This is a genomic window from Halorubrum aquaticum (assembly GCF_900113615.1).
GTDB classification, from domain to species: domain Archaea; phylum Halobacteriota; class Halobacteria; order Halobacteriales; family Haloferacaceae; genus Halorubrum; species Halorubrum aquaticum.
Genome location: NZ_FOPZ01000007.1, coordinates 111,457 through 131,221, shown reverse-complemented (window position 1 = coordinate 131,221; position 19,765 = coordinate 111,457). Strand labels below are relative to the sequence as shown.

The 19,765-nt window shown below is 70.7% G+C and carries 20 protein-coding genes; 9 read left to right on the top strand and 11 right to left on the bottom strand.

Annotated elements, in window-relative coordinates:
- Positions 1 to 77: 77 nt before the first annotated feature.
- The gene (locus F3H10_RS08295; protein WP_149784307.1) at positions 78 to 1,370 is read left to right on the top strand and encodes a hemolysin family protein; all 1,293 of its coding nucleotides are present in this window, start codon (positions 78 to 80) and stop codon (positions 1,368 to 1,370) included.
- 41 nt (positions 1,371 to 1,411) lie between these two features.
- Here the strand turns inward: F3H10_RS08295 and thpR are convergent, their stop codons facing one another.
- From thpR to F3H10_RS08280, 3 genes are all read right to left on the bottom strand, one after another.
- Positions 1,412 to 2,035, bottom strand: a complete 624-nt coding sequence (gene thpR / locus F3H10_RS08290; protein WP_149784306.1) for an RNA 2',3'-cyclic phosphodiesterase — start codon at positions 2,033 to 2,035, stop codon at positions 1,412 to 1,414.
- A 121-nt stretch (positions 2,036 to 2,156) separates the two neighbouring features.
- Positions 2,157 to 3,236 carry a glycosyltransferase family protein gene (locus F3H10_RS16060; protein ID WP_188127905.1) on the bottom strand — a complete coding sequence of 360 codons (1,080 nt, stop codon included), beginning with the start codon at positions 3,234 to 3,236 and terminating at the stop codon, positions 2,157 to 2,159.
- The gene (locus tag F3H10_RS08280; protein ID WP_149784305.1) at positions 3,233 to 4,234 is read right to left on the bottom strand and encodes a S49 family peptidase; all 1,002 of its coding nucleotides are present in this window, start codon (positions 4,232 to 4,234) and stop codon (positions 3,233 to 3,235) included. The genes F3H10_RS16060 and F3H10_RS08280 overlap by 4 nt, the downstream gene beginning before the upstream one ends.
- Before the next feature lie 146 nt (positions 4,235 to 4,380).
- Between F3H10_RS08280 and F3H10_RS08275 the strand changes: the two genes are divergently transcribed.
- The 3 genes from F3H10_RS08275 to F3H10_RS08265 all read left to right on the top strand — a co-directional run bounded on the left by F3H10_RS08275 (position 4,381) and on the right by F3H10_RS08265 (position 6,368).
- On the top strand, positions 4,381 to 5,286 hold the full coding sequence (locus F3H10_RS08275) for a tetratricopeptide repeat protein (protein WP_149784304.1): 906 nt from the start codon (positions 4,381 to 4,383) through the stop codon (positions 5,284 to 5,286).
- On the top strand, positions 5,287 to 5,586 hold the full coding sequence (locus F3H10_RS08270) for a DUF424 domain-containing protein (protein ID WP_149784303.1): 300 nt from the start codon (positions 5,287 to 5,289) through the stop codon (positions 5,584 to 5,586). It abuts the gene before it with no gap.
- A gap of 80 nt (positions 5,587 to 5,666) precedes the next feature.
- Entirely contained in the window at positions 5,667 to 6,368 is a 702-nt protein-coding gene (locus F3H10_RS08265) for a TMEM165/GDT1 family protein (RefSeq protein ID WP_149784302.1), read from the top strand.
- 47 nt (positions 6,369 to 6,415) lie between these two features.
- Here the strand turns inward: F3H10_RS08265 and F3H10_RS08260 are convergent, their stop codons facing one another.
- The gene (locus tag F3H10_RS08260) at positions 6,416 to 7,612 is read right to left on the bottom strand and encodes a DUF2157 domain-containing protein (protein ID WP_149784301.1); all 1,197 of its coding nucleotides are present in this window, start codon (positions 7,610 to 7,612) and stop codon (positions 6,416 to 6,418) included.
- Between the two features lie 84 nt (positions 7,613 to 7,696).
- A complete protein-coding gene (locus F3H10_RS08255; RefSeq protein WP_149784300.1) occupies positions 7,697 to 8,809 on the bottom strand; it encodes a pyridoxal-phosphate-dependent aminotransferase family protein in 1,113 nt (370 codons plus the stop codon).
- A gap of 597 nt (positions 8,810 to 9,406) precedes the next feature.
- On the opposite strand from F3H10_RS08255, the gene F3H10_RS08250 reads away from it, so the two are divergent.
- Positions 9,407 to 9,685, top strand: a complete 279-nt coding sequence (locus F3H10_RS08250; protein ID WP_149784299.1) for a hypothetical protein — start codon at positions 9,407 to 9,409, stop codon at positions 9,683 to 9,685.
- A gap of 148 nt (positions 9,686 to 9,833) precedes the next feature.
- Here the strand turns inward: F3H10_RS08250 and F3H10_RS08245 are convergent, their stop codons facing one another.
- Genes F3H10_RS08245 through F3H10_RS08230 form a run of 4 tightly spaced genes read right to left on the bottom strand, consistent with a single transcriptional unit; the run spans position 9,834 to position 14,433 of the window.
- On the bottom strand, positions 9,834 to 10,091 hold the full coding sequence (locus tag F3H10_RS08245; RefSeq protein WP_149784298.1) for a DUF7561 family protein: 258 nt from the start codon (positions 10,089 to 10,091) through the stop codon (positions 9,834 to 9,836).
- Between the two features lie 56 nt (positions 10,092 to 10,147).
- A complete protein-coding gene (locus tag F3H10_RS08240) occupies positions 10,148 to 11,302 on the bottom strand; it encodes an ABC transporter ATP-binding protein (protein WP_149784297.1) in 1,155 nt (384 codons plus the stop codon).
- Positions 11,292 to 13,172 (bottom strand): ABC transporter permease, encoded by a 1,881-nt coding sequence (locus tag F3H10_RS08235; RefSeq protein ID WP_149784296.1) that lies wholly within the window; start codon positions 13,170 to 13,172, stop codon positions 11,292 to 11,294. The genes F3H10_RS08240 and F3H10_RS08235 overlap by 11 nt, the downstream gene beginning before the upstream one ends.
- A gap of 10 nt (positions 13,173 to 13,182) precedes the next feature.
- Complete coding sequence (locus F3H10_RS08230) at positions 13,183 to 14,433, bottom strand: thiamine ABC transporter substrate-binding protein (protein WP_149784295.1); 1,251 nt, start codon at positions 14,431 to 14,433, stop codon at positions 13,183 to 13,185.
- A 121-nt stretch (positions 14,434 to 14,554) separates the two neighbouring features.
- Between F3H10_RS08230 and hisA the strand changes: the two genes are divergently transcribed.
- Positions 14,555 to 15,295, top strand: a complete 741-nt coding sequence (hisA, locus tag F3H10_RS08225) for a 1-(5-phosphoribosyl)-5-[(5-phosphoribosylamino)methylideneamino]imidazole-4-carboxamide isomerase (RefSeq protein WP_149784294.1) — start codon at positions 14,555 to 14,557, stop codon at positions 15,293 to 15,295.
- Positions 15,296 to 15,333: 38 nt separating this feature from the next.
- Here the strand turns inward: hisA and F3H10_RS08220 are convergent, their stop codons facing one another.
- Both F3H10_RS08220 and F3H10_RS08215 read right to left on the bottom strand, forming a co-directional pair.
- A complete protein-coding gene (locus F3H10_RS08220; protein ID WP_149784293.1) occupies positions 15,334 to 16,107 on the bottom strand; it encodes a universal stress protein in 774 nt (257 codons plus the stop codon).
- A 1-nt stretch (position 16,108) separates the two neighbouring features.
- Positions 16,109 to 17,572, bottom strand: a complete 1,464-nt coding sequence (locus F3H10_RS08215) for an APC family permease (RefSeq protein WP_223174271.1) — start codon at positions 17,570 to 17,572, stop codon at positions 16,109 to 16,111.
- 113 nt (positions 17,573 to 17,685) lie between these two features.
- On the opposite strand from F3H10_RS08215, the gene hisB reads away from it, so the two are divergent.
- The 3 genes from hisB (at position 17,686) to F3H10_RS08200 (ending at position 19,749) form a co-directional block, all read left to right on the top strand.
- Positions 17,686 to 18,282, top strand: coding sequence for an imidazoleglycerol-phosphate dehydratase HisB (gene hisB / locus F3H10_RS08210; RefSeq protein WP_149784292.1), 597 nt, complete (start codon positions 17,686 to 17,688; stop codon positions 18,280 to 18,282).
- Positions 18,283 to 18,416: 134 nt separating this feature from the next.
- Positions 18,417 to 18,770: a hypothetical protein gene (locus F3H10_RS08205; protein WP_149784291.1), complete on the top strand. Its 354-nt coding sequence runs from the start codon at positions 18,417 to 18,419 to the stop codon at positions 18,768 to 18,770.
- A 91-nt stretch (positions 18,771 to 18,861) separates the two neighbouring features.
- Entirely contained in the window at positions 18,862 to 19,749 is an 888-nt protein-coding gene (locus F3H10_RS08200) for a YkgJ family cysteine cluster protein (RefSeq protein ID WP_149784290.1), read from the top strand.
- Positions 19,750 to 19,765 lie beyond the last annotated feature (16 nt).

The following is a 19,765-nucleotide window of genomic DNA, read 5'->3' as shown; positions in this document are numbered from 1 at the left end:
TTGAGGGAGGAACGCCGGCCGTTTCCGAGCCGCGGCGACGCCGATACACCCTTTCGGGTCGGCACGCATGTGGGCGTATGGACGCCACGCTCACGCTCTCGCTTCTCGGGGCCGTCGCGATCCTCGCACTGACCGGGATCAGCGCCTTCTTCTCGAGTTCGGAACTCGCCGTGTTCTCGGTCGCGAAACACCGCGTCGACGCACTGGTCGCCGAGGGGATCCCCGGAAGCGCGGCGCTCTCGTCGCTCCGGGAGAACCCTCACCGGTTCCTCGTCACCGCGCTCGTGAGCAACAACGTCGCGAACATCGCGGCCGCCTCCGTCGCGACCGCGGTGCTCGTCCAGTACCTCCCGGCCGGGCAGGCCGCGACCGGCTCCACCGTCTTCACCTCCTTTTTCGTCATCGTCTTCGGCGAGATCGCGCCGAAGTCGTACGCGGTCGCGAACGCCGAGCGGCACGCGCTCCGGGTCGCCCGCCCGGTCGTCGCGGTCCAGCGGGCCCTCCGTCCCGTCCTCTACGTCTTCGAGGCCGCGAGCGGGGTCGTCACCCGGGTCGTCGGCGGCGACACTGCCATCGAGTCGTACATGAGCCGCGAGGAGATCCAGACGCTCGTCCTCTCGGGCGAGGAGACGGGCGCGCTCGCCCCCGGCGAGGGGGCGATGATCCGCGGCGTCCTCGACCTCGAGGCGACCCGCGTCACCGCCGTGATGGTCCCCCGAACCGACATGGTCGCGGTCCCCGACACGGCGACGCCCCGCGAGGTCGTCTCGACGGCCGCGGCGGAACACCTCACGCGGCTGCCCGTCTACGGCGAGAACCGCGACGACGTGGTGGGGATCGTCGATGTCCGCGACGCGATCCGCGCCGACGAGGCGGGCGAGGACCTCGCGAGCGTCCTCTCGGAGCCGACGTTCGTCCCGACCGGGAAGCCGGTCGACGAGCTGTTCGCGGAGATGCGCGAGAGCGGCGCGCGGATGGTGGTGGTCGTCGACGAGTTCGGCGCGGTCGTGGGACTTGCGACCCTCGAGGACGTCCTCGAGGAGGTGGTCGGCGAACTGGTCGGCCGCCGCGAGACCGAGCACGTCGACGTCCTCGAGCCGGGGGTCGCCGTCGCGCGCGGTTGGACCACCGTGGCGTACCTCAACGAGGCGCTCGGGCTCTCGCTGCCGGTCGACGGCGGGTTCGAGACCGTCGCCGGGCTGGTCACGGAGCGAGTCGGCCGGCTCCCCGAGGAGGGCGACCGCGTCGCGGTCGGCGACGTCGCCCTCGTCGTCGCCGAGGCGACCCGAACGCGGGTGACGCGGGTCCGCGTCGAACACCCGGTCGCGGACCGCGACGCGGTCGCCGACGCCGGCTCCCCGCCGGAGTGAAGGGCTGAACGCCAGGATCGCCGGCAGAACCGCCGCCGGGCTCAACGGGATCCGAGCGCGAACGTCTCGATCGGGTCGTAGACCGGTCCCGACTCCGTCAGCGTCGACTCGATCAGCCGGACTTCCTCGACCTCGAACCTCCCGAGTTCGGGGTCCCGCTCGCGGACGACCTCCCGAACGAGGTCCTTCTCGCGGCCGTCGTCCATCCGCGCGAGGGTGACGTGCGGCGTGAACGCGTGCTCCTCGGGCTCGAAGCCGAGCGCGGTCGTCTCCGCCTCCAGCGCCTCGTGGAGGTCGGTCAGTTCCTCGCTTCCCCTCCCGATCCCGGCCCAGACGACGGAGACGTACTCGAGCGAGGGGAAGACGCCGAGCCCCTTGACCGTACAGTCGAACGGTTCGACTCCGGCGCGGTCGACCGCGCGCTCTCCGGCGGCACGCACGCCGTCGAGGTCCGCGGCAGCGACGTCGCCGAGGAACTTCAGGGTGAGGTGTGCCTGGCTCGGGTCGGTGGGCCGGATCCCCGGCGCGTCCGCGAGCGACGACTGGAGGTCGGCGATCGGCTCCGCGAGGTCGTCGGGCAGCTCGACGGCGAAGAACGCCCGGACGGACGACGAGGACGACGCTGCCGATGACGAGGTGGACGACGACGATGGCGACGACGACATGGACGGGAGGGGATCGAGTCGCCGGGGACTCATGGCTTCCGCCGAGCCGACGCTACCGGTGCCGTTCGACCGAAAAAATCGATTCTGCCGTGTGGTTCAGCGACGAATCGGACGGCCCTCGTCAGGCCGTCGTGTTGGTCGTGTTCGTCGGCGGCTGTTCGGGCTGCGTCGGCGGTTGCGTGGGCTGTGTCGGCGCGGTCGGGCCGGTCGGTCCCTCCGGCTGCGTCTCCGGCGGCTGCGTCTCCGGGTCCCTGTCGTTCTCCACGAGGAAGTCCGCCAGGTTCCCGATCAGGACATCGTTGTCGGCGCGCGCGGCGTTCTCCGGCGAGAGGAAGTCGCTATCGCCGACCACGACGACGCCGTCGTCGCGGGCGAGAAGCGGCGCGTCGGTCGAAGAGCGCGTCGTCGACAGCTCGCTGCCGTCGATCGGCCGGAACTCGTCGCCGCCCTCGGCGGCCGTCCCGACGGGCGTCACCGTCGAGAACATCGCCCGGTCGACCCCCTCGGTCAGCGCGGAGTCGCCGGTCGGCTCCGCGTACACCCGCTGGTAGTTCAGGTCGTTCTCGGCCATGTTGTACACGTACCCGGGCTCGGTGGTGGTTCCGAGCGTGGCGTCGAGCGACGTCGGTCCGGACTGGCTGAACGTCGCGTCGGGCTCCGTCGCCAGCACCATCCGACCGTCCGCCTCGACGAACGTCTCGATGTCCGCGAGCTCGTCCTCGCCGTAGTCGGTCCGGAACGTGACGAAGGCGTCCGCCTCGGCGAGGTCCTCGCCGAGCGGCGTCGGGCCGGACGCTCCCGGCTGGCTCGGGAACTGCTGTTGGTTCGCCTCCGGCGTGTACACCCGCACGTCGTGGCCGTTCTCGATGAGGGCGTTCGCCAGCGGGCGGATGTCGCGGTCGGCGACGCCGCCGCCGGCCATTCCGATGAGCGACAGCGGGTTGATCGCCACGCCGCCGCTCGCCGCCTGGACGCCGGGATCGATGAGGACCGTCTGTGACTCCGCGTCGCTTGACAGCTCGACGGTCGCCTCGCCCGGGTCGTCGTCCTCGATCACGTCCGTCGACTGGTAGTGCTCGTTCTCGATCTCCGGGGCGGGTGCCGCGCCGTCGGCCGTCGCGTAGCCGGCGACGGCCGCGCCGCCGGCGATCGTCGCGAACGTCACGAGGAACGCGACCGCGAGGGTTCCGATGCGACTCACGCGGAGACACCCCCGGAGAGGGAGGCTGCGGTGTCGTTCGCGGCGGAGGTGGTCGTGCCGGCGCTTCCGTCAGTACCCGCCTCGTCGACGCCGAGGTCGCTTCGGGCGAACCGCTCTACCGTGTCGACGTGCGGGATCGCCTCGAGGTGGATGTACGTGGAGGGCATCGGTTCGACGTCGGCGTAGCCCGGGTCGTTCGCGTACACCGCGACGACCTGCGAGTCGGTCCGGAGCAGGATCGGGAGTCCGGTGTCGAGTCCGGTCTCGCGCGTGTCGACCCGGTAATCCCCGAGGTCCGCGCGGGTCGCGGCCTCGTGGACCGCCTCGTTGAGCGAGCCGATCTCGTCGGCGAAGCCGTTCTGGACGGCCTCGGTGCCGAGGTAGACGTCGGCCTGTGCGACCTGCTCGCGGGGCATCTGGAACTCGTCGCCGCGCTCGGCCATCATCGCGTCGATGAAGGTGTCGGCGAGCGTCTGCTGTTCGGCCCATCCCTGGATCTCGTTGCCGCCGGCCTTGTCGGGGCCGCTCGGTCCGGAGACGGGCGGGGTCGTCTGCGGCGCGGGCGCGTTCAGTCCGATGCTCCCGACCTGCGAGGTGGGAAGCACGTAGATGTCGTCGGCGGGAGCCATCGCGTAGTAGCCGCCGGAGGCGCTCATCGCCTGAACGCTCGCGATGACCGGCATCTGCTGGCTCGTGCGCTGGACCGCCTTGTACATGCGTTCGGACGCGACCGGCGCGCCGCCGGGCGTGTCGATCTTTAAGACGACGGCACCGACGGAGTCGTTGCCGCGGATCGCTGCGAGTTCGCTTTCGACGTCGTCCGCGAGGGCCGAGTTGACGGGGCCTTCGACTTCGACGACGGCCACCGTGTCGCTCGTCTCGTTGGTCGCCGCGTACACGCTCGGGGCGACGGTCGCGCCGAGCAACGCGGCGGCCAACACGACGACCGCGACCTGTCGTCGCGGGGTGATGGCCGTGGAGAGCTTGTTGGTAGACATTACCGAGTAACATCACTCGAGTAAGGTACATAAAGTTCCGGGTGAACGAAACCCGAATTTAACTCTGTGTCGTGGTACCGTGGGACATTGTCCCAGCTCGTCCCCCGACGTAACCCTTACCCGCCGTGACCGACAGATCCGGGTATATGACCGACGAGCGCGACGCGGACCGCCACGAGTTCTCCGCGGGCCAGGGCGTCGACGCCGACTACGAGGAGTTCACCCTCGATCCCGAGGAGCTGGACGCGGACCCGACCACGGTCGACCCGGTCGACTCCCGGGTCCTCACCGACGTGCTCGACCGCCGGAACGTCGAGAGCGACGCCGTCGACGTCGAGCGGCTGATCGACGTGGGCCTGTCGTACATGGGGATCAACCGGTTCGAGGAGGCGACCGAGACGTTCGAGCGCGCCGCCCGGTTCGCCGAGGAGGACTCGCTGGAGGCACAGGAGGCGTGGGTGAACAAGGGCGCGGCCCACGCGGAGCTCGAGGAGTACGACGAGGCGATCGGCGCGTATCAGGAGGCGCTGCGCATCGACGACGACTCCGAACACGCCGCGAGCGCCGAGACGAACCTCGCGTACGCGCTCTGGGAGTTCGGTCGCCACGAGCAGGCGCTCGAACACGCCGAGCGCGCCGTCGAGATCGACCCGCGGTTCGCGCAAGCGTGGTACAATCGGGGCTTCCTGCTCGTCGAACGCGGCCTCCACGAGGACGCCGTCAACTGCTTCGACAACGCGATCCGCCTCGGCTACCGCGACGCGGGCGTGTTGGAGGAGAAGGCCCGCGCGCTGGAGGAGGCTGGCGAACACGAGCAGGCCGAGGAGGTCGCCGACCGCGCCGAGGAGATCCGCCGGGAGGCCGAGGAACGGATGGTCGAGGAACAGGCCGGACAGGGCGGCATGGGCGGCCGCGGCGACGCAGGCGGCGTTGGCGGCCGAGGAGGTCGAGGCGGCCGGGGCGGGCAGCCCGGTCGAGGCGGCCGGCCCGAAGGCTCCGATTCGGGCGAACCGGAGCGCGAGCTTCAGGGGGAGGGTCCAGAGGGCTTCTAGATGCTGCTTCGGGAGCGAGAGACGCCGGAAGGGACGCTCGTCTCGGTCTGTGACGCCGACTGTCTCGGCGAGACCTACGACAACGGACGCGCCAGCCTCTCGGTGACGGAGGAGTTCTACGGCGGCGACGACGCCGTCGAGGCCGACGCCGAGGCGGTCGTCGCCGCGCTTCACCGCGCGCAGGTCGGGAACCTCGTCGGTCGGGAGGCGGTCGGCGTCGCGGTCGACGCGGGGCTCGTCGACGAGGAGGCGGTCCTGGAGTTCGACGGCACCCGGCACGCCCAGTTACTCTGGCTGTGACCGGTTTTCCGTATGCGCAAAACACTTCTTTTAGCCGTCTCTAAATCTCGCCCGTCGACGCTTCGACGAGTCGATACCCGATGACCGAGACCACGTGGCTGACCGTCGTCCTCATCGCCGCCGGCGCACAGCTCGCGGTCCTCCCCGGCGAGAAGGTCCAACTCCTGATCGCCGGACTCTCGACGCGCTACCGGCCCGCCGTGGTCGTGAGCGCGGCCGCGGCGGCGTTCGCCGGCTGGACGGTCCTCGAGATCCGGTTCGGGCAGGCGATCACCGAGGCGCTGCCGGGGATCTATCTGGACGCGATGACGGCGGTGCTGTTCTCGGTCTTCGCGTACCTGCTCTACCGGAGCGCGCCCGATCCCGACGCCGACGACCCCGAGGCGGCCACCGGTTCGCTGACCGACGGCGGCGAACTCGACGTGCGGGTCCCGCTCGTCGGCTGGCGGGTTCCGAATCGGTTCGGCGGATTCCTCCCGATCTTCGCGATGATGGCGTTCGGCGAGTTCGGCGACAAGACCCAGCTCGTCACGATCTCGCTGGCCACCCAGTACGGCGCGTTCCCGACCGCGATCTGGACCGGGGAGATGCTCGCCATCATCCCGATCAGCCTCGCGAACGCGTACTTCTTCCACCGCTTCTCCCACCGGTTCGACCTCCGGAAGGCGCACTTCGCCGGGGCGGCGCTGTTCTGCTTCTTCGCGCTCGATTTCGCCGCGAGCGTCCTTCTCGGGTTCTCGCTGTGGGAGACCGGCATCGACGCGCTCGCCGGGGCGGTCTGACCGCCGCTCGCGTCTCCGAACCGTCGTTTCCCGTCTCGCCTTCGCGCTCAGCCGATCCGCGCGAGCACCGCCCGTCGGCCGCGCTCGGCACCGAGCCCCGCGGCGAGCAGGACCGTCCCGGCGGCGACGAGCGCCAGCGAGCCCGAGATCGCGTCGCCGATCGGACCGACGAGGAAGGCGAGCACGCCGAGCACGAACCCCAGCGCGGCCACGTTCGCCGGTGCGGCCTCCCGGAGCCCCACCGCTCCGACGACGAGCGCCAACACGAGCGCGAGCAGGCAGGCGAGCGCGACGAGCGAGCCCGCGAAGTCGCCGACGCGCCCGGTGAGGGTCCACACGAGCACGGCCGCCGCGGGAGCGGCGACCGCGGGCGCGGCCGCGTATCGCGCGAGCCGGTCGCCGCCGGCGCGGCCGACCGCGACCGCGGCGGCGACGGCGCTCGCCGCGACGAGGAGGACGGTTCCGGCGGAGGTCCCCTGCGGCGGCGACCCGACGGCGACGATCGGCACGAGCGCGGCCACCGCGAATCCCCCGCCGACCCAGCGGAGCGTCGCGGTGAATCGCGGGATATCGTGGTCGGCATCGGCGGCGAGTGGAGGGTCGCCAGCGGCGGTGAGTCCGGCGGCGTAGACGAGCCCGCCGTACGCGCCGAACAGGAGCACGAACTCCGACGGATCGGTCGCCGACACGAGCGTCGCGGCTCCGAGGACGGCTCCCGCACCCCCGATCGGTCGCGAGTCGAGCCCGGCCGCGATCGCGATCGCGACCCCGGTCCACGCCGCCAGCAGCCACGGCTCCGCGGCATCGACGTCGACGACCGCGGCCAGCTCCGCCAGCCGAAAGAGGGTCACGCCGGTGAAGAGCGCCGCGAGCAGCCACAGGCCGTGGGCGGTCCGGGGAGAGCCCTCCCGGAGGCGCGCGCCGCTTCCCCCGGCGGCGACGGGTATCCCGACGAGGATCGCGACTCGAACGACGACCGGGATCGACTCCCAGCGCTCGTAGAGGAACACGCCGACGCCGACGGCGACGAGGACGCCGCCCATCAGCGCCAGCGCGACGACGACCCGGTTCTCCTCGAGGAGCCCGCCGTCGCCGTCGCCGTCGGTCGGCTCGACGGTGGCGTCTCCCGTTTCGGCGCCGTCGTCCGCCCGCTCGAACTCGCGGATCCGCGCCGCGGTCTCCTCGTCGATCACGCCCGCGTCGGTCCAGCGCTCGAGCGCCGCGCGGAGGGAATCGCGGTCCATGTCCTCCGAGACCAAGGGGCGGGCCAAATATCTTGTCGGTGGGTCGAGAGGCCCGTTTTCACCCCGTGAGACGAGTATCGGCCGCTACAGTCCGGCGACGTCCTCGATGGCGTCGGTGAGTTCCTTGACGCTCTCGACGGTGTGTTCGCCCATGTGACCGATCCGGAACGTCTCCTCGCCGAGTCGCGAGCCGTAGCCGTTCGAGAAGGCCATGTCGTACTCCTCGCTCACCGTCTCGATGGTTCCGGCCACGTCGATCCCCTGCGTGTTCTCGATACAGGCGACCGTCTGGGACTCGTACCCCTCCTCGGGGAAGACGTCGAAGTGCTCGCGCGCCCACTCGCGGGTGTACTCGGCCATCTCGCGGTGGCGCTCGCTGCGTGCCTCGTGGCCCTCCTCGAGCATGTGTTTCATCTGCTTGCGGTAGGCGAGCATGATCGGGATGGCGGGCGTCGAGTGGGTCTGGCCCTTCCGGTCGTAGTAGTCGATGGTTCGGCGGAAGCCGCCGTACCACGAGGAGTCGCCCTTCTCGACCTCGCGCTCGTAGGCGTCGTCGCTGACGACGCAGACCGCGAGCCCCGGCGGCATCGCGAACGCCTTCTGGGTGGACGCGAAGATCGTGTCGATGCCGTGTTCGTCGATGTCGACGTAGTCGCCGCCGAGCGCGGAGACCGCGTCGACGACGAAGTGGGTGTCCGGGTACTCGGCGATCACGTCGCCGATCTCCTCGATCGGGTTCCGGACGCCCGTCGAGGACTCGTTCATCACGGTCGCGACCACGTCGTAGTGTTCGTCCGTCGATTCGAGGTGATCGCGGACGTCCTCGGGTTTCACCGCCTCGCCCCACTCGTACTCCAGCCGGTCGACGTCCTTGCCGAGTCGCTCGGCGACGTTGGCGTGGCGCTCGCTGAAGCTCCCGCAGGTCGGTACGAGAATGTTCTCATCGACGAGGTTGAGCGTCGACGCCTCCCAGAACTCGGTGCCGGAAGCCGTCAGGATCACGACCTCGTTGTCGGTGCCGAGGAACTCCTTGGTGTCCTCGACGATGGTGGTGTAGAGGTCCGTCATCCGGTCCATGCGGTGGCCGAACATCGGCTCGGCCATCGCCTCGATGACGTCCTCGCGGACCTCCGTCGGCCCCGGGATGTACAGCGTCTTGTCCTGGTAGTCGTCGCGGTATTCGCGTTTCTTCGTCACTGGGGTCACCCGATACCGTACACCGGGTCGGGAGACGGTATGGTACTTTTGATGCCGGTTCGGGCGTGGTCGTGGTGCTCGAGACGAGTACGCGGTTCGACCGATCGGCCTTCGCGGCGGCGCGATCCCGTGAGCGCCCGGCAGGGCGAGAGCAAAGCTCTCGCTTGCAACCGGCGCGTAGCGCCGGTGACAGCGTGGCGCTGCGCGCCACTGGCAGCCGGCCGTAGCCCGGCGACGAGGCCGAAGGGGTGTGAGGTGCGGGGCCCTGCGGGACCGTACGGAGCGGAGCGGGGCGGGATGGAATGAGAGAAAGTGGGATGGAATGAGAGAAGACGGAATGGGGCGGGGTGGAACTCCGGAGCGTTCACCGCGACGACGACGATCCGGCACCTCGCCGCCCGCCTTCGATCCCGTCTTCGGAACATGATCGATCAGTATAGTTCTAATTCCTGATGAATACGAAACGACTACCATGGTACTCGTTACACGGCGTATATTCGCGTTTCAGGCCCACTATATACCTGACAAATGGTACCAATTGTCAAAACATATTTGGAATATGAAAGGTTTATCCCTACACAGAGCCAAGGGAGAGATATGTCACAGACTGACCGAACATCGACCCGACAGCCCAGCTTCCAAAGCGACCCGCCGTCGGTCGCCAGCTCGCTCGGCACGATCCTCGCGATCTTCCTGCTCGTGACGGGCGCGCTGATCGCCGTGGAGTACCCCGCCGCCATGCTCGCCCTGCTGGCCGGCGGAGTCGTCGTCCTCACGGCCGTCCGCTTCCTCGCGGACTTCTCCGTGCCGCAGAGCGCGTCGCGACCCTTCGGCCGGATCATCCGGTTCGGTCCGCGCCGCCGCTACCGGCTCTAGAGCGTTTTCGACCGCTTCTCAACGCTTTTCAACGCTTTTCAGAACGGTTTCAGAACACGTCCGTATTCGGCGGGTCCGTCGTTTTCAGCCGTCAGCGACCGCTACGGATCCGGGGTTCCGTCCGGCTGCCCGTCTCTCGCGTCGCCGACTACCCCCAGTGCCAGAAGGAGTTACCGTCCTCCTCGACCGGCTCGGTCCGTTCCCGGAGGGCGGCGACGTCCTCGGCGGTCGGCTCGGTGTCCTCCGGCAGCGACTCCATACACTCGAAACAGAGGAAGAACTCCGAGCCGTCGGCGAGCTCCAGGGTCAGCCCCTGGGTCGACTCGAACGCGAAGTTCCAGAGGTCGCCGATCCCGCCGGCGATCCTGACGGACCGCTCACAGACGTCACACGGCTCCGAGGCCATACCACGGTTTGGAGGCCGGGCCGTTAAGGCGTATCGGCCGCGCGGTTCGGTGCCGTTCACTCGCCGGGATCCGCCCCGATCACGTGCGCGTCGGCCGGGTCGAACCCCACCGCGACCGTTCCCGACAGGGGGTCCTCGGTCCGCACGACGAGTTCCCGCCCGCCCCATCCGAGGTGGACCCGCGTCGTCTCGCCGAGGAACTCCGCGCTCTCGGCCTCGGCCCGGACCCCGTTCTCGGTCCGGCCCACCCGCAGGTGTTGCGGGCGGACGCAGAACGTCAGCGAGTCGCCGGGACGCGGGACGTCGTCCTCGGCGTCCGCCTCGCCACCGACCGCGACGCGGAGGGTCTCGCCGCCGACGTCGACGGGGACGGTTCGGGCCGTCGAGTCCGCTCCGACCCCCGCCTCGACGCCACCGTTCCCCTCCGCGACGACCCCCTCGAACACGTTGTTGTCGCCGACGAACTCGGCGACGAATCGCGAGGCGGGCCGGCGGTACACCGTCCGCGGCGGCGCGACCTGCTCTGGAGTCCCGCCCCGCATCACCGCGACGCGGTCGGAGACGGAGAGCGCCTCCTCCTGGTCGTGGGTGACGTAGACGGTGGTGATCCCGAGCTCCCGCTGGATCGAACGCACCTGAAGACGGAGCCGCTCGCGCAGGCGCGCGTCGAGCGCGCTCATCGGCTCGTCGAGAAGCAGGAGGTCGGGACCGGGCGCGAGCGCCCGCGCCATCGCCACTCGCTGTCGTTGCCCGCCCGAGAGGCTCTCGGGGTCGCGGTCGGCGGTCCCCGGCAGGTCGACGAGTTCGAGCAGTTCGCGGACGCGCTCCTCGCGACTCGCGCCGCCCGGCGGCTCCGAGAAGCGCAGCCCGTAGCCCACGTTCTCGCCGACGGTCATGTGCGGGAACAGCGCGTAGTTCTGGAACACCACGCCCACGTTCCGGGCCTCCGGCGGGACGCCCGACACGTCGCGGTCCCCGAAGCGGATCCGTCCCTCGGTGGGCTCCTCGAAGCCCGCGATCAGCCGGAGGGTCGTCGTCTTCCCGCAGCCGGACGGTCCCACGAGCGTGAAGAACTCCCCCTCCCGGATCCGCAGGTCCACGTCCTGGACGGCGACCGTCCCGTCGTAGCGCTTTCCCACGCCCTCGAGTTCGACCGCGACGGGGGCGTTCGCGTCGGGACCCGTTTTTCGATGGTTCCCCTCAGATCCCATCGTACTCACCCCCGAGCCGCTCGATCACGACGAAGCTGACCCCGGTCACGACGAGGAGGACGACGCCCATCGCGGTCGCGGGTCCGAGCCGCCGGCCGATGAACCGTTCGATCGCGATCGGCATCGTGTAGGCGTCCGCGCCGGTCGCGAGCACGACCGTCGCCGTGAACTCGCCCATCGAGATGGCGACCGCGAACGCCGCACCCGCGACGACGCCCGGCCAGACCAAGGGGAGTTCGACGTCCCGGAGCACCCGCGCCCGCGACGCGCCGAGCGCGCGCGCCGACTCGATCAGCGACCGGTCGAGCGACTCCAGGCCGGGCGCGACCGTCCGGACGACGAACGGGTAGCCCGCCACGGCGTGGGCGGCGACGATCGCCGCCGAGCCGGCCACCGCGATCCGCCACCCCGCGACCTCGACGCCGAAGACCAGCCCGCGGAGCAGCCCGAGCCCCACGAGGATCCCCGAGACGGCGAAGGGTGCCATCGCGACCGCGTCGACGAGCTTCCGGCCGCGGTACTCGCGGGTCGTGATCACCGCGACGACGACCCCCATCGGCAGCGCGACGAGCGCCGACGCCGCCGCGAAGACGAGCGAGTTGCGGACGGCGGGCCACGGTCGCACCTGAAACGCCGCGCCCGTGCGCTGGCGCTCCAGCAGGAACCGGTAGTGCTCGAGCGTGAGTCCGCCGTCCCCGCCGGTGACGCTCGCGAGGACCATGGAGGCGAGAGGTGCGAGAAAGACCAGCGCCGCGACGACGCCGTAGACGCCGAGCCCGAGCCGGGGGAGCACCTCGCGGGCCGTCGGTGCGGACGGGAGGAGGGGTCGCCGGGGGAGCGGCCTGACGCCCCGCGAGGTCACCGTGTGTCTCGCCTCGTACCGGAGGTACGCGCCGAGCACGGACAGCGAGATGACGAGTTCGACGACCGCGAGCGCCGCCGCCTCCGCGTAGTTCAGGTCGCGCGCGAGCCGGTAGACGAACACCTCGACGGTCGCCAGCTCGAACCCGCCGAGCGCCAACACGATGGGGAACGTCCCGAAGGTGAACACGAAGGTGAGCGCCGCCCCCATCAGGACCGCGGGGTACACTTGCGGCGCGACGACGTGGAGAAACGCCCGGGCCGGGCTCGCCCCGAGGCTCCGGGCCGTCTCGACCGCGCCGGCGTCGACGGACTCCCAGGCGGCCGTCGTTACCCGCGCGACGAGCGGCGCGTTGTAGAAGGCGTGGGCGATCACGATCGCCTCCAGCGTGAACATGAGGTCGACGGGGCCGAGCCCGACCGCGCCGAGGACGGCGTTGAGCGTCCCGTTTCGGCCGAAGGTGGCGACGTACCCCACCGCGACCATGATCGACGGGAGCACGAACGGGACGATGGTGAGAGAGCGCAGCGTCCGCCGACCGGGGAACTCGAAGCGCGCGAGCAGGTAGGCCGCGGGGAGCCCGAGCGCGACGCTGGCGATCGTCGACAGCGCGGCCTGGTAGGCGGTGAATCCGACGATCCCGAGCCGGCGATCCGCGCCGAGCAGTCCCCGAACGACCGCGAGCGGGCTCTCGCCCGCGAACAGCCGCGCGAGCTCGCCGAAGTAGAAGGGGTCGCGCAGGAGGTCGGCGAAGACGCCGAGCGTGACCGCGCCGTCGACGACGACCGACTCGACGAGGACGGTCCCGACCGGGTAGTAGAAGACGAGCGCCAACACCGCGACCGTCGCGGCCGCGAGTCCGGTCAGCGCGCGTCGCTCGATGCGATCGCCGAGCCGGGTCGTCCGGTTCCCGTCGCGGAGCCGAACCGGACGGTCCCGCCGGTTGTCGGTCCCGTCCGATTCGTCAGACCCGTCAGACCCGTCACGACCGCGCGATCCGTCGCTCACGGGCCGGGACTCAGTTGCCCCTGTACTGGCGTTCCCACGCGGTGATCCATGCGTCGAGCGACCCTTGGAGCTGGTCGTACGTGAACGTGACCGGATCGGCGGGCTCCTGGGCGAGTTCGGCGTAGTCCTCCGGGAGCTCCGCGGTGTCGGTCGCGGGGAACGCGACGTTGCGCTGGGCGATCTCCCCCTGGACCTCGGGTTCCAGCATGAACGACATGAACTCGCGGGCGAGGTCGGGCTCGTCGGCGTCGGCGAAGACCGCCATCCCCTCCGGAGTCGCGTACGCCTGGTCGTTCAGGAAACGGATCCGGTGTTCCTGGAGGTCCGCGCCCTCCATGTCCGCGAACACCTGGTCGGTGGAGTACGAGACCACGATCGGCGCTTCCCCCTCCGACCACGAGGTGTAGGCGTCGTCCCAGGAGCCGAGCACGCGCACGTCGTTGTCCTGGAGCTCCGCCCAGTAGTCGAGGTAGTCGTAGTCGGGGTCGCCGTCGTCGCCCTCGACGGCCTCCTCGTCCCCGTCGGCGGCGACGCCGCCGTCGCCGAACCGGGAGATCGTGTGTAACAGGAACGCGCGGCCGGTCGAGGAGCCGCCCGGGTTCTGCGCGATGAGGTCGCCGCGGTGCTCCTCCGCCAACAGCCCCTCGAAGGTCTCCGGTGCCTCCGTCTCGGTGCCGTCGTACACGAGGCTGACGTAGCCCGTGTCGAAGGGGACGGCCCGCTCGAAGGGGTCGAAGCGCAGGCCGTCGCGGACCGCGTCGGCCCCGTCGACGTCGCCGGCGGCGGAGAAGAGGTCGTCGTCGAGCTCCTCGTCGATCCGAACCAGGTCCTCGGTGGTGAGCCCGACGTAGAGGTCGGCGTCGATCGGCGCGCCCGAGGCCGCGCGCTCGACGTAGTGGTTCACCTCGTTGTCGGGGGTCGCCCACTCCAGCGTGGCGTCGACGCGCGACTCGAACTCCCCTTTGAGCCACTCGCCGGGGCTCACCGAGGGCGCGTCGATGAACGCGCCGTAGGTCGCGACCGTCAGAGTCGGCGTCTCGCTCTCCCCGTCCTCGCCCGCGTCCTCCGCGTCGCCGTCGCTCCCGTCGCCGTTCGTTTCGTTGCCGTCGGAGTCGCCGGAGCCGCCGGAACCGTCGTCTCCCGTCCGCTCCGCGCTACAGCCGGCGAGTCCCGCCACCCCCGCCGCGCCGCCGAGCGCGATGAATCGTCGCCGCGTGTGTCGACCCGTCGACCCGTCCGCCTCCGTCGTCTCGTCGATCATTACTTGGTTGTTGTACTCGGTGGTTACATAAGGGATCCGTGTCGTCGTCGACTCCGCCGGTTCCGTCTCCGGTCGTGACCGAGACCGACCCGTTTAATCGATCCCGCGAGTGTGTCCCGGTATGAGCGGCTTCTCCGAGTTCGAGGTGATCCCCGCGGTCGACGTCCAGGACGGCTCCGTCGTCCAACTCGTCGGCGGCGAGCGCGGCACGGGCAAACGCTACGGCGACCCGGTCGAGGCGGCGGCGCGGTGGACCGAGGCGGGCGCGCGAACGCTCCACCTCGTCGACCTCGACGGGGCCTTCGAGGGCGAGCGCGCCAACGCCGACGCGATCGAGGCGGTCGTCGACGCCACGGACGACGCGGTCGGCCTCCAGCTCGGCGGCGGGATCCGGACCGCCGAGGACGCCCGGGGGCTGGTGGACGCCGGCATCGACCGCGTGATCCTCGGTACCGCGGCGGTGGAGAACCCGGAGATCGTCGCCGAGATCGACGGGACGCACCCGGGAAGCGTCGTCGTCAGCCTCGACGCGAGGGACGGCGAGGTCGTCGTCGCCGGCTGGACCGAGGGGACCGGCCTCGACCCCGCCGAGGCCGCCGCGCGCTACGAGGAACTCGGTGCGGGCGCGGTCCTCTTCACGAACGTGGACGTCGAGGGACGGTTGGAGGGGATCGACCGCGAGGCGGTCGCGAGCGTGGTCGAGGCGGTCGAGATCCCGGTGATCGCCTCGGGCGGCGTCGCGACCGTCGACGACGTGGTGGCGTTGAAGGAGGCCGGCGCGGCCGCCGTGGTCGTCGGCACCGCCCTCTACGAGGGCCGGTTCACGCTGCGGGAGGCACAGGCGGCCGCCGACGAGGTCTGAACGGAGGACGTGGGGGCCGGCGGGACCCGCCCGGTCGGTCACTCCTCGGCTTCGCCTTCGGGTCGCTCCCGCTGAACGACCAGCACCGGACCGAGAAAGCGCTCCGCCACCTGTTCGGAGGGCATCCCGAAGACGAACGTGGTGACCGACGGGTCCGTCTCGCCCATGATCACCGCGTCGTGGGCCTCGCCGTGGCGGGCGATCGCGTCGACCGCCGCCGCCGCGTCCTCGACGACGACCTCGATCCCGTCGGGATCCATTCCGCGATCGACGAGTTCGGCTTTCACCCCGTTCAGCAGGGTCTCGCCGTCGTCCGTGGTCTCGTCGTCGTCGAGGACGTGATAGAGCGTCACCGCGACGTCGGTGCCGGCGAACAGGCCGGCGACGAGCCGCGCGTTTCGGTCGATCCCGACGGTTCCGCGCACGGCGACGAGGACCTCCTCGACGCGTTCGGTGCTGTTCGGAACGAGCACGGCGAGGCAGTCGTGTTCGTAGATGAGCCGGTCGATCGTCGTTCGCTCGTCGTGAGTGAACACGAGTCGCACCTCGACGGTCGCGCCCGCCTCCGCCAGCGTGCCGGCGAACCCCTCGAGCTTCGCCATCGCGGTCTCGCCGAACTGCTCTCTCGCCTGTTCCGTGGCCGTCTGTTCGGGGATCACGTGGTACCCCAACAGGACGACGTGGGCGTTCGCGAGCAGGTCCGGCGTGCCCGTCGGAGGTGACTCGCCCTCCAGCACCTCCAGCGGGACGAGCACCGCGGGTCGGTCGGTCTCGGTTCGTGTCGGGTCGTCCGGTGGTGTCGTGTCGGTCATCTCAGAACCTCCCTTTCAGTTCGACGTCCGTCGAGTAGTATCGGTACCAGCCGTAGGCCGCGACCATGACGGCGATCCCGATCCCGATCGACGCCGGTTGCATGAACGCGATCAGCGCGAAGCTCGCGAGCGCCCCGACGCCGGCGACCGCGAAGCCGGCCGGACAGCGGAACGACGGCGCGTACCAGTCGGGGCCCTCGCGCCGGAGCCGGATCAGCGCGACGCAGATCAGTCCGTACATCACGAGGTGGAGGAAGGAGGCGACCTCCGCGAGCAGCTCCACCTGCCCGGTCGCGGCGAGGACGACGATCGGCCCGCCGGCGAGCCCCAGGGCGACGTGTGGCGTCCCGTACCGGAGGTTGATCCGGCTCGCGCTCGCGGGGATGAGGTCGTCGCGGCTCACGGCGTACACCGCGCGCGAGGCGCTGAGTATCGACGCGTTCGCGCTCGAGAAGGTCGCCAACAGGCCGGCGACGACGATGGCGATCGCCCCCGGGAACCCGACGAACTCGCGGGCGACCTCGACCATGGCGGTCTCGCCGAACTCGCCGAGGCGGGCGCTGCCGAACGCGCTCGTCGCGACGAAGACCGTGACGACGTAGAACACGCCCACGACGAGGACGGACGCGACCATCGCCAGCGGGAGGTTCCGCGAGGGGTCCTTGATGTCGCCCGCGACGGTCGCCACCTGCGCGAAGCCGAGATACGAGGTGAACACGAGCGCCGCCGTCTGGAGCACCGGCAACAGCCCGCCGGGAGGGAAGAAGCGCTCGGGGGTGCTCTCCGTTCCGAACACGCCGAGCGCGTCGAGGCTCCCGTAGCTCAAGAAGAGCGTGAGGATGACGAGCAGGACCGCCACGATCCCGTTCTGGAGCGAGGCGGTGTTCTCGGTCCCGAAGAGGCTGAGGGCCGTGAGCCCGACCCCGAACGCGACCCCGAGCGGGACCGCCGGGTCGACGGGCAGCGCGATCCCCGCCTCCAGGAACACCTGTCCGGCGTAGCTGCCGAGCCCGACGAGGTAGAACGCCGAGGCGAAGACGAGCCCGAGCCAGAGCCCGAGCCCGACGACCGCGCCGGGAGCAGTGCCGAGCCCCCGCGAGATGAAGAAGTAGCCGCCGCCGCTGCGCGGCATCGCCGTCGCGAGTTCGGAGGCCGGCAGGGCCACGAGCAGCGCGACGACCGCGCCGATGGCGAACGAAAGCGAGGCGGCCGGACCGGCGTTCTCGGCCGCGAGCCCGGGGAACACGAAGATCCCCGCGCCGATCATCGTCCCGATCCCGATCGCGAGCCCGCCGGTGAGCCCGATCGTCCGTTCGAGCTCCCCCTCCCCGGTGTCGGCGTCGACGACCTCGGCGAGGACGTCCGGGACGTCGACCCCGCCGGGATCGTTCGGGGCGTCGATCTCCCTCCTCGGGTCGCTCGGACCGCCCGACTCCGGCACGTCCGGACCGTCTGGAGCGTCCATTCCGCGAGAAACCACTCCCGCGCGGGTGAAATAGCCACCGCCGCGTTACCCGCGTTCCTCGTCCCTGCCGTCCCACCCGCAATCGCCTTAAGAGCCCCCGCCGACGGTCCGGTATGGGCGAGCACGACCGGACCGCGGCCGTCTCCCGCGAGACGGCGGAGACGACGATCGATCTGACCCTCGCGATCGACGGCGACGGTGAGAGCGAGGTCGACACCGGGATCGGGTTTTACGACCACATGCTCGAGTCGTTCGCGAAACACGGCCTCTTCGATCTCACCGTCCGCTGTGACGGCGACGTCCACATCGACGACCACCACACCGTCGAGGACGTGGCGATCTGTCTCGGCGAGGCGTTCGACGAGGCGCTCGGCGACAAGCGCGGGATCCGGCGGTACGCCGACCGCCGGGTCCCCCTCGACGAGGCGGTCGCGAGCGTCGTCGTCGACGTGGCGGGACGGCCGTACTACGAGTTCTCCGGCGAGTTCTCCCAGGAGTCGATCGGCGGGTTCACGAGCGTCATGGCCGACCACTTCGCGCTCTCTTTAGCCCACAACGCCGGGCTCACGCTCCACGCCGCGGTCGAGACGGGCGAGAACGCCCACCACGAGGTGGAGGCACTGTTCAAGGCGCTCTCGCGCGCGCTCGACGACGCGACGCGGATCGACGAGCGTCGGAGCGACACGCCGAGCACGAAGGGCGAACTCTAGCCGCCTCACGCCCCGATCACGGCGCGTCGCTCGCCGCCGATCGGCTTCGAGCGGTCGGTCGCCGCCGATCGGTCCCTCAAACGCGCGTTTTACCCTCCGAGGTACTCATGTTTCCGTCGGCCGAAACGACGCGTATGGTCCCCCCGTCAGACCCCCTCCACGCACCGGAGACGACCGACGACAGCACCCGCTGGCGACTCGAGAGCGAGGACCTCCACGTCCGCAACCACGACCGCCGGACCGAACACGACGTCCGACTGGAGATCCGTCGCGACGACGAACTGCGCCACCGCGGGGAGTACCACCTGCTCTCCGACCAGTCGGGGAGCTCGGTGAACCTCCTCGAAGCCGGCGAGTACACCGTGAGCGCCACCGTCGACGACGCGGCGTCGGAGACGGCCACGGTTCGCGTCTCCGACGACCCGAACGAGACGATCGTCGTCGAGATCATCAACGGCGCGGTACGGATCACCGAAGGGGTCAACTGACCCGCGTTCCGGTCGCCGGCGCGGCTCCGGCGTCCGCCGACTCGCACCCGGCCGATCCGTTTTAAGTACGTCAACCGCTAGCACGACGCACATGGAGCTCCGCTGTGAGGGCTGTGCCGGCTGCTGTGTCGACTGGCGGCCGCTCGCGCCCGAGGCCGCCGGCTCCGACCGAGCCGGTCCCCGGCCCCCGCTCGACGACGTCTACGACCTCGTGCCGCTCACCCGCGACGAGGCGGTCGGCTTCCTCGACCGCGGGCTCGGCGACGTGATGACGCCCCGGCTCTTCGAGCCCGCCGAGAGCGACGACCGCGTCCGGATCGACGGCGTCGACCTCGCGGCCGCCGGCGACCGTCCGGTCTTCGTGGTCGGCCTCCGGAAGCCGCCGAAGCCGGTCGCGCCGATCGGCACCGAGGAGGCGCGCTGGCTCGACGCCTGCGTCTTCCTCGACCCGCTCACCCTCCAGTGTCGGATCCACGACGACGACGCGTACCCGCGGACCTGCTCGACGTATCCCGGTCACAACCTCGCGCTCGACGCCGAGACCGGGTGCGAGCGCGTCGAGGCCGCCGGCGGCGGCGAGCGCCTGCTCGACGACGAGCCGCCCGCGGACCTCCCCGCGCCGGCGTTCGGCCCGCAGGCGCTCGGCTCGACCGTCTTCGCGTACCCGGATCCGGACGACCTCGGTGGCACGGTCGCGCGGCTCCGCGACGGCGACGCGACCGCCGACGACCGCGCCCGCTTCGTCGGGGCCGCCGCCGGCTCCCGGCCGGGGTCGCTCTCCGTCGACCGCGACCGCATGGCCGACGCGCGCACTCGGGCCCGCGAGGCCGACTCGTGGGCGGGGCGGGCGATCCGGGAGTGGCGCGAGCGGACCGAAGCCGACGGTGTCGCCGTCGATCTCGACGCCGACGCCCGCGAGCGACTGGTCCGCGAACTGGAGGACGACGCCGGCGCGCCGGGGACGCCGGGCTGGGAGTGACGGTGCCGTCGCCTCG

Bases quoted from the DNA above. Each gene is read 5' to 3' on its own strand.
- hisB (WP_149784292.1), top strand. From the start codon at position 17,686: ATGGGCGAGCACGACCGGACCGCGGCCGTCTCCCGCGAGACGGCGGAG.
- F3H10_RS08280 (WP_149784305.1), bottom strand. From the start codon at position 4,234: ATGTCTACCAACAAGCTCTCCACGGCCATCACCCCGCGACGACAGGTC.
- hisA (WP_149784294.1), top strand. From the start codon at position 14,555: ATGAGCGGCTTCTCCGAGTTCGAGGTGATCCCCGCGGTCGACGTCCAG.
- F3H10_RS08200 (WP_149784290.1), top strand. From the start codon at position 18,862: ATGGAGCTCCGCTGTGAGGGCTGTGCCGGCTGCTGTGTCGACTGGCGG.
- F3H10_RS08260 (WP_149784301.1), bottom strand. From the start codon at position 7,612: ATGGACCGCGATTCCCTCCGCGCGGCGCTCGAGCGCTGGACCGACGCG.
- F3H10_RS08250 (WP_149784299.1), top strand. From the start codon at position 9,407: ATGTCACAGACTGACCGAACATCGACCCGACAGCCCAGCTTCCAAAGC.
- F3H10_RS08230 (WP_149784295.1), bottom strand. From the start codon at position 14,433: ATGATCGACGAGACGACGGAGGCGGACGGGTCGACGGGTCGACACACG.
- F3H10_RS08205 (WP_149784291.1), top strand. From the start codon at position 18,417: ATGGTCCCCCCGTCAGACCCCCTCCACGCACCGGAGACGACCGACGAC.
- F3H10_RS08270 (WP_149784303.1), top strand. From the start codon at position 5,287: ATGCTGCTTCGGGAGCGAGAGACGCCGGAAGGGACGCTCGTCTCGGTC.
- thpR (WP_149784306.1), bottom strand. From the start codon at position 2,035: ATGTCGTCGTCGCCATCGTCGTCGTCCACCTCGTCATCGGCAGCGTCG.
- F3H10_RS08215 (WP_223174271.1), bottom strand. From the start codon at position 17,572: ATGGACGCTCCAGACGGTCCGGACGTGCCGGAGTCGGGCGGTCCGAGC.
- F3H10_RS08275 (WP_149784304.1), top strand. From the start codon at position 4,381: ATGACCGACGAGCGCGACGCGGACCGCCACGAGTTCTCCGCGGGCCAG.
- F3H10_RS08220 (WP_149784293.1), bottom strand. From the start codon at position 16,107: ATGACCGACACGACACCACCGGACGACCCGACACGAACCGAGACCGAC.
- F3H10_RS08245 (WP_149784298.1), bottom strand. From the start codon at position 10,091: ATGGCCTCGGAGCCGTGTGACGTCTGTGAGCGGTCCGTCAGGATCGCC.
- F3H10_RS08295 (WP_149784307.1), top strand. From the start codon at position 78: ATGGACGCCACGCTCACGCTCTCGCTTCTCGGGGCCGTCGCGATCCTC.
- F3H10_RS08240 (WP_149784297.1), bottom strand. From the start codon at position 11,302: ATGGGATCTGAGGGGAACCATCGAAAAACGGGTCCCGACGCGAACGCC.
- F3H10_RS08265 (WP_149784302.1), top strand. From the start codon at position 5,667: ATGACCGAGACCACGTGGCTGACCGTCGTCCTCATCGCCGCCGGCGCA.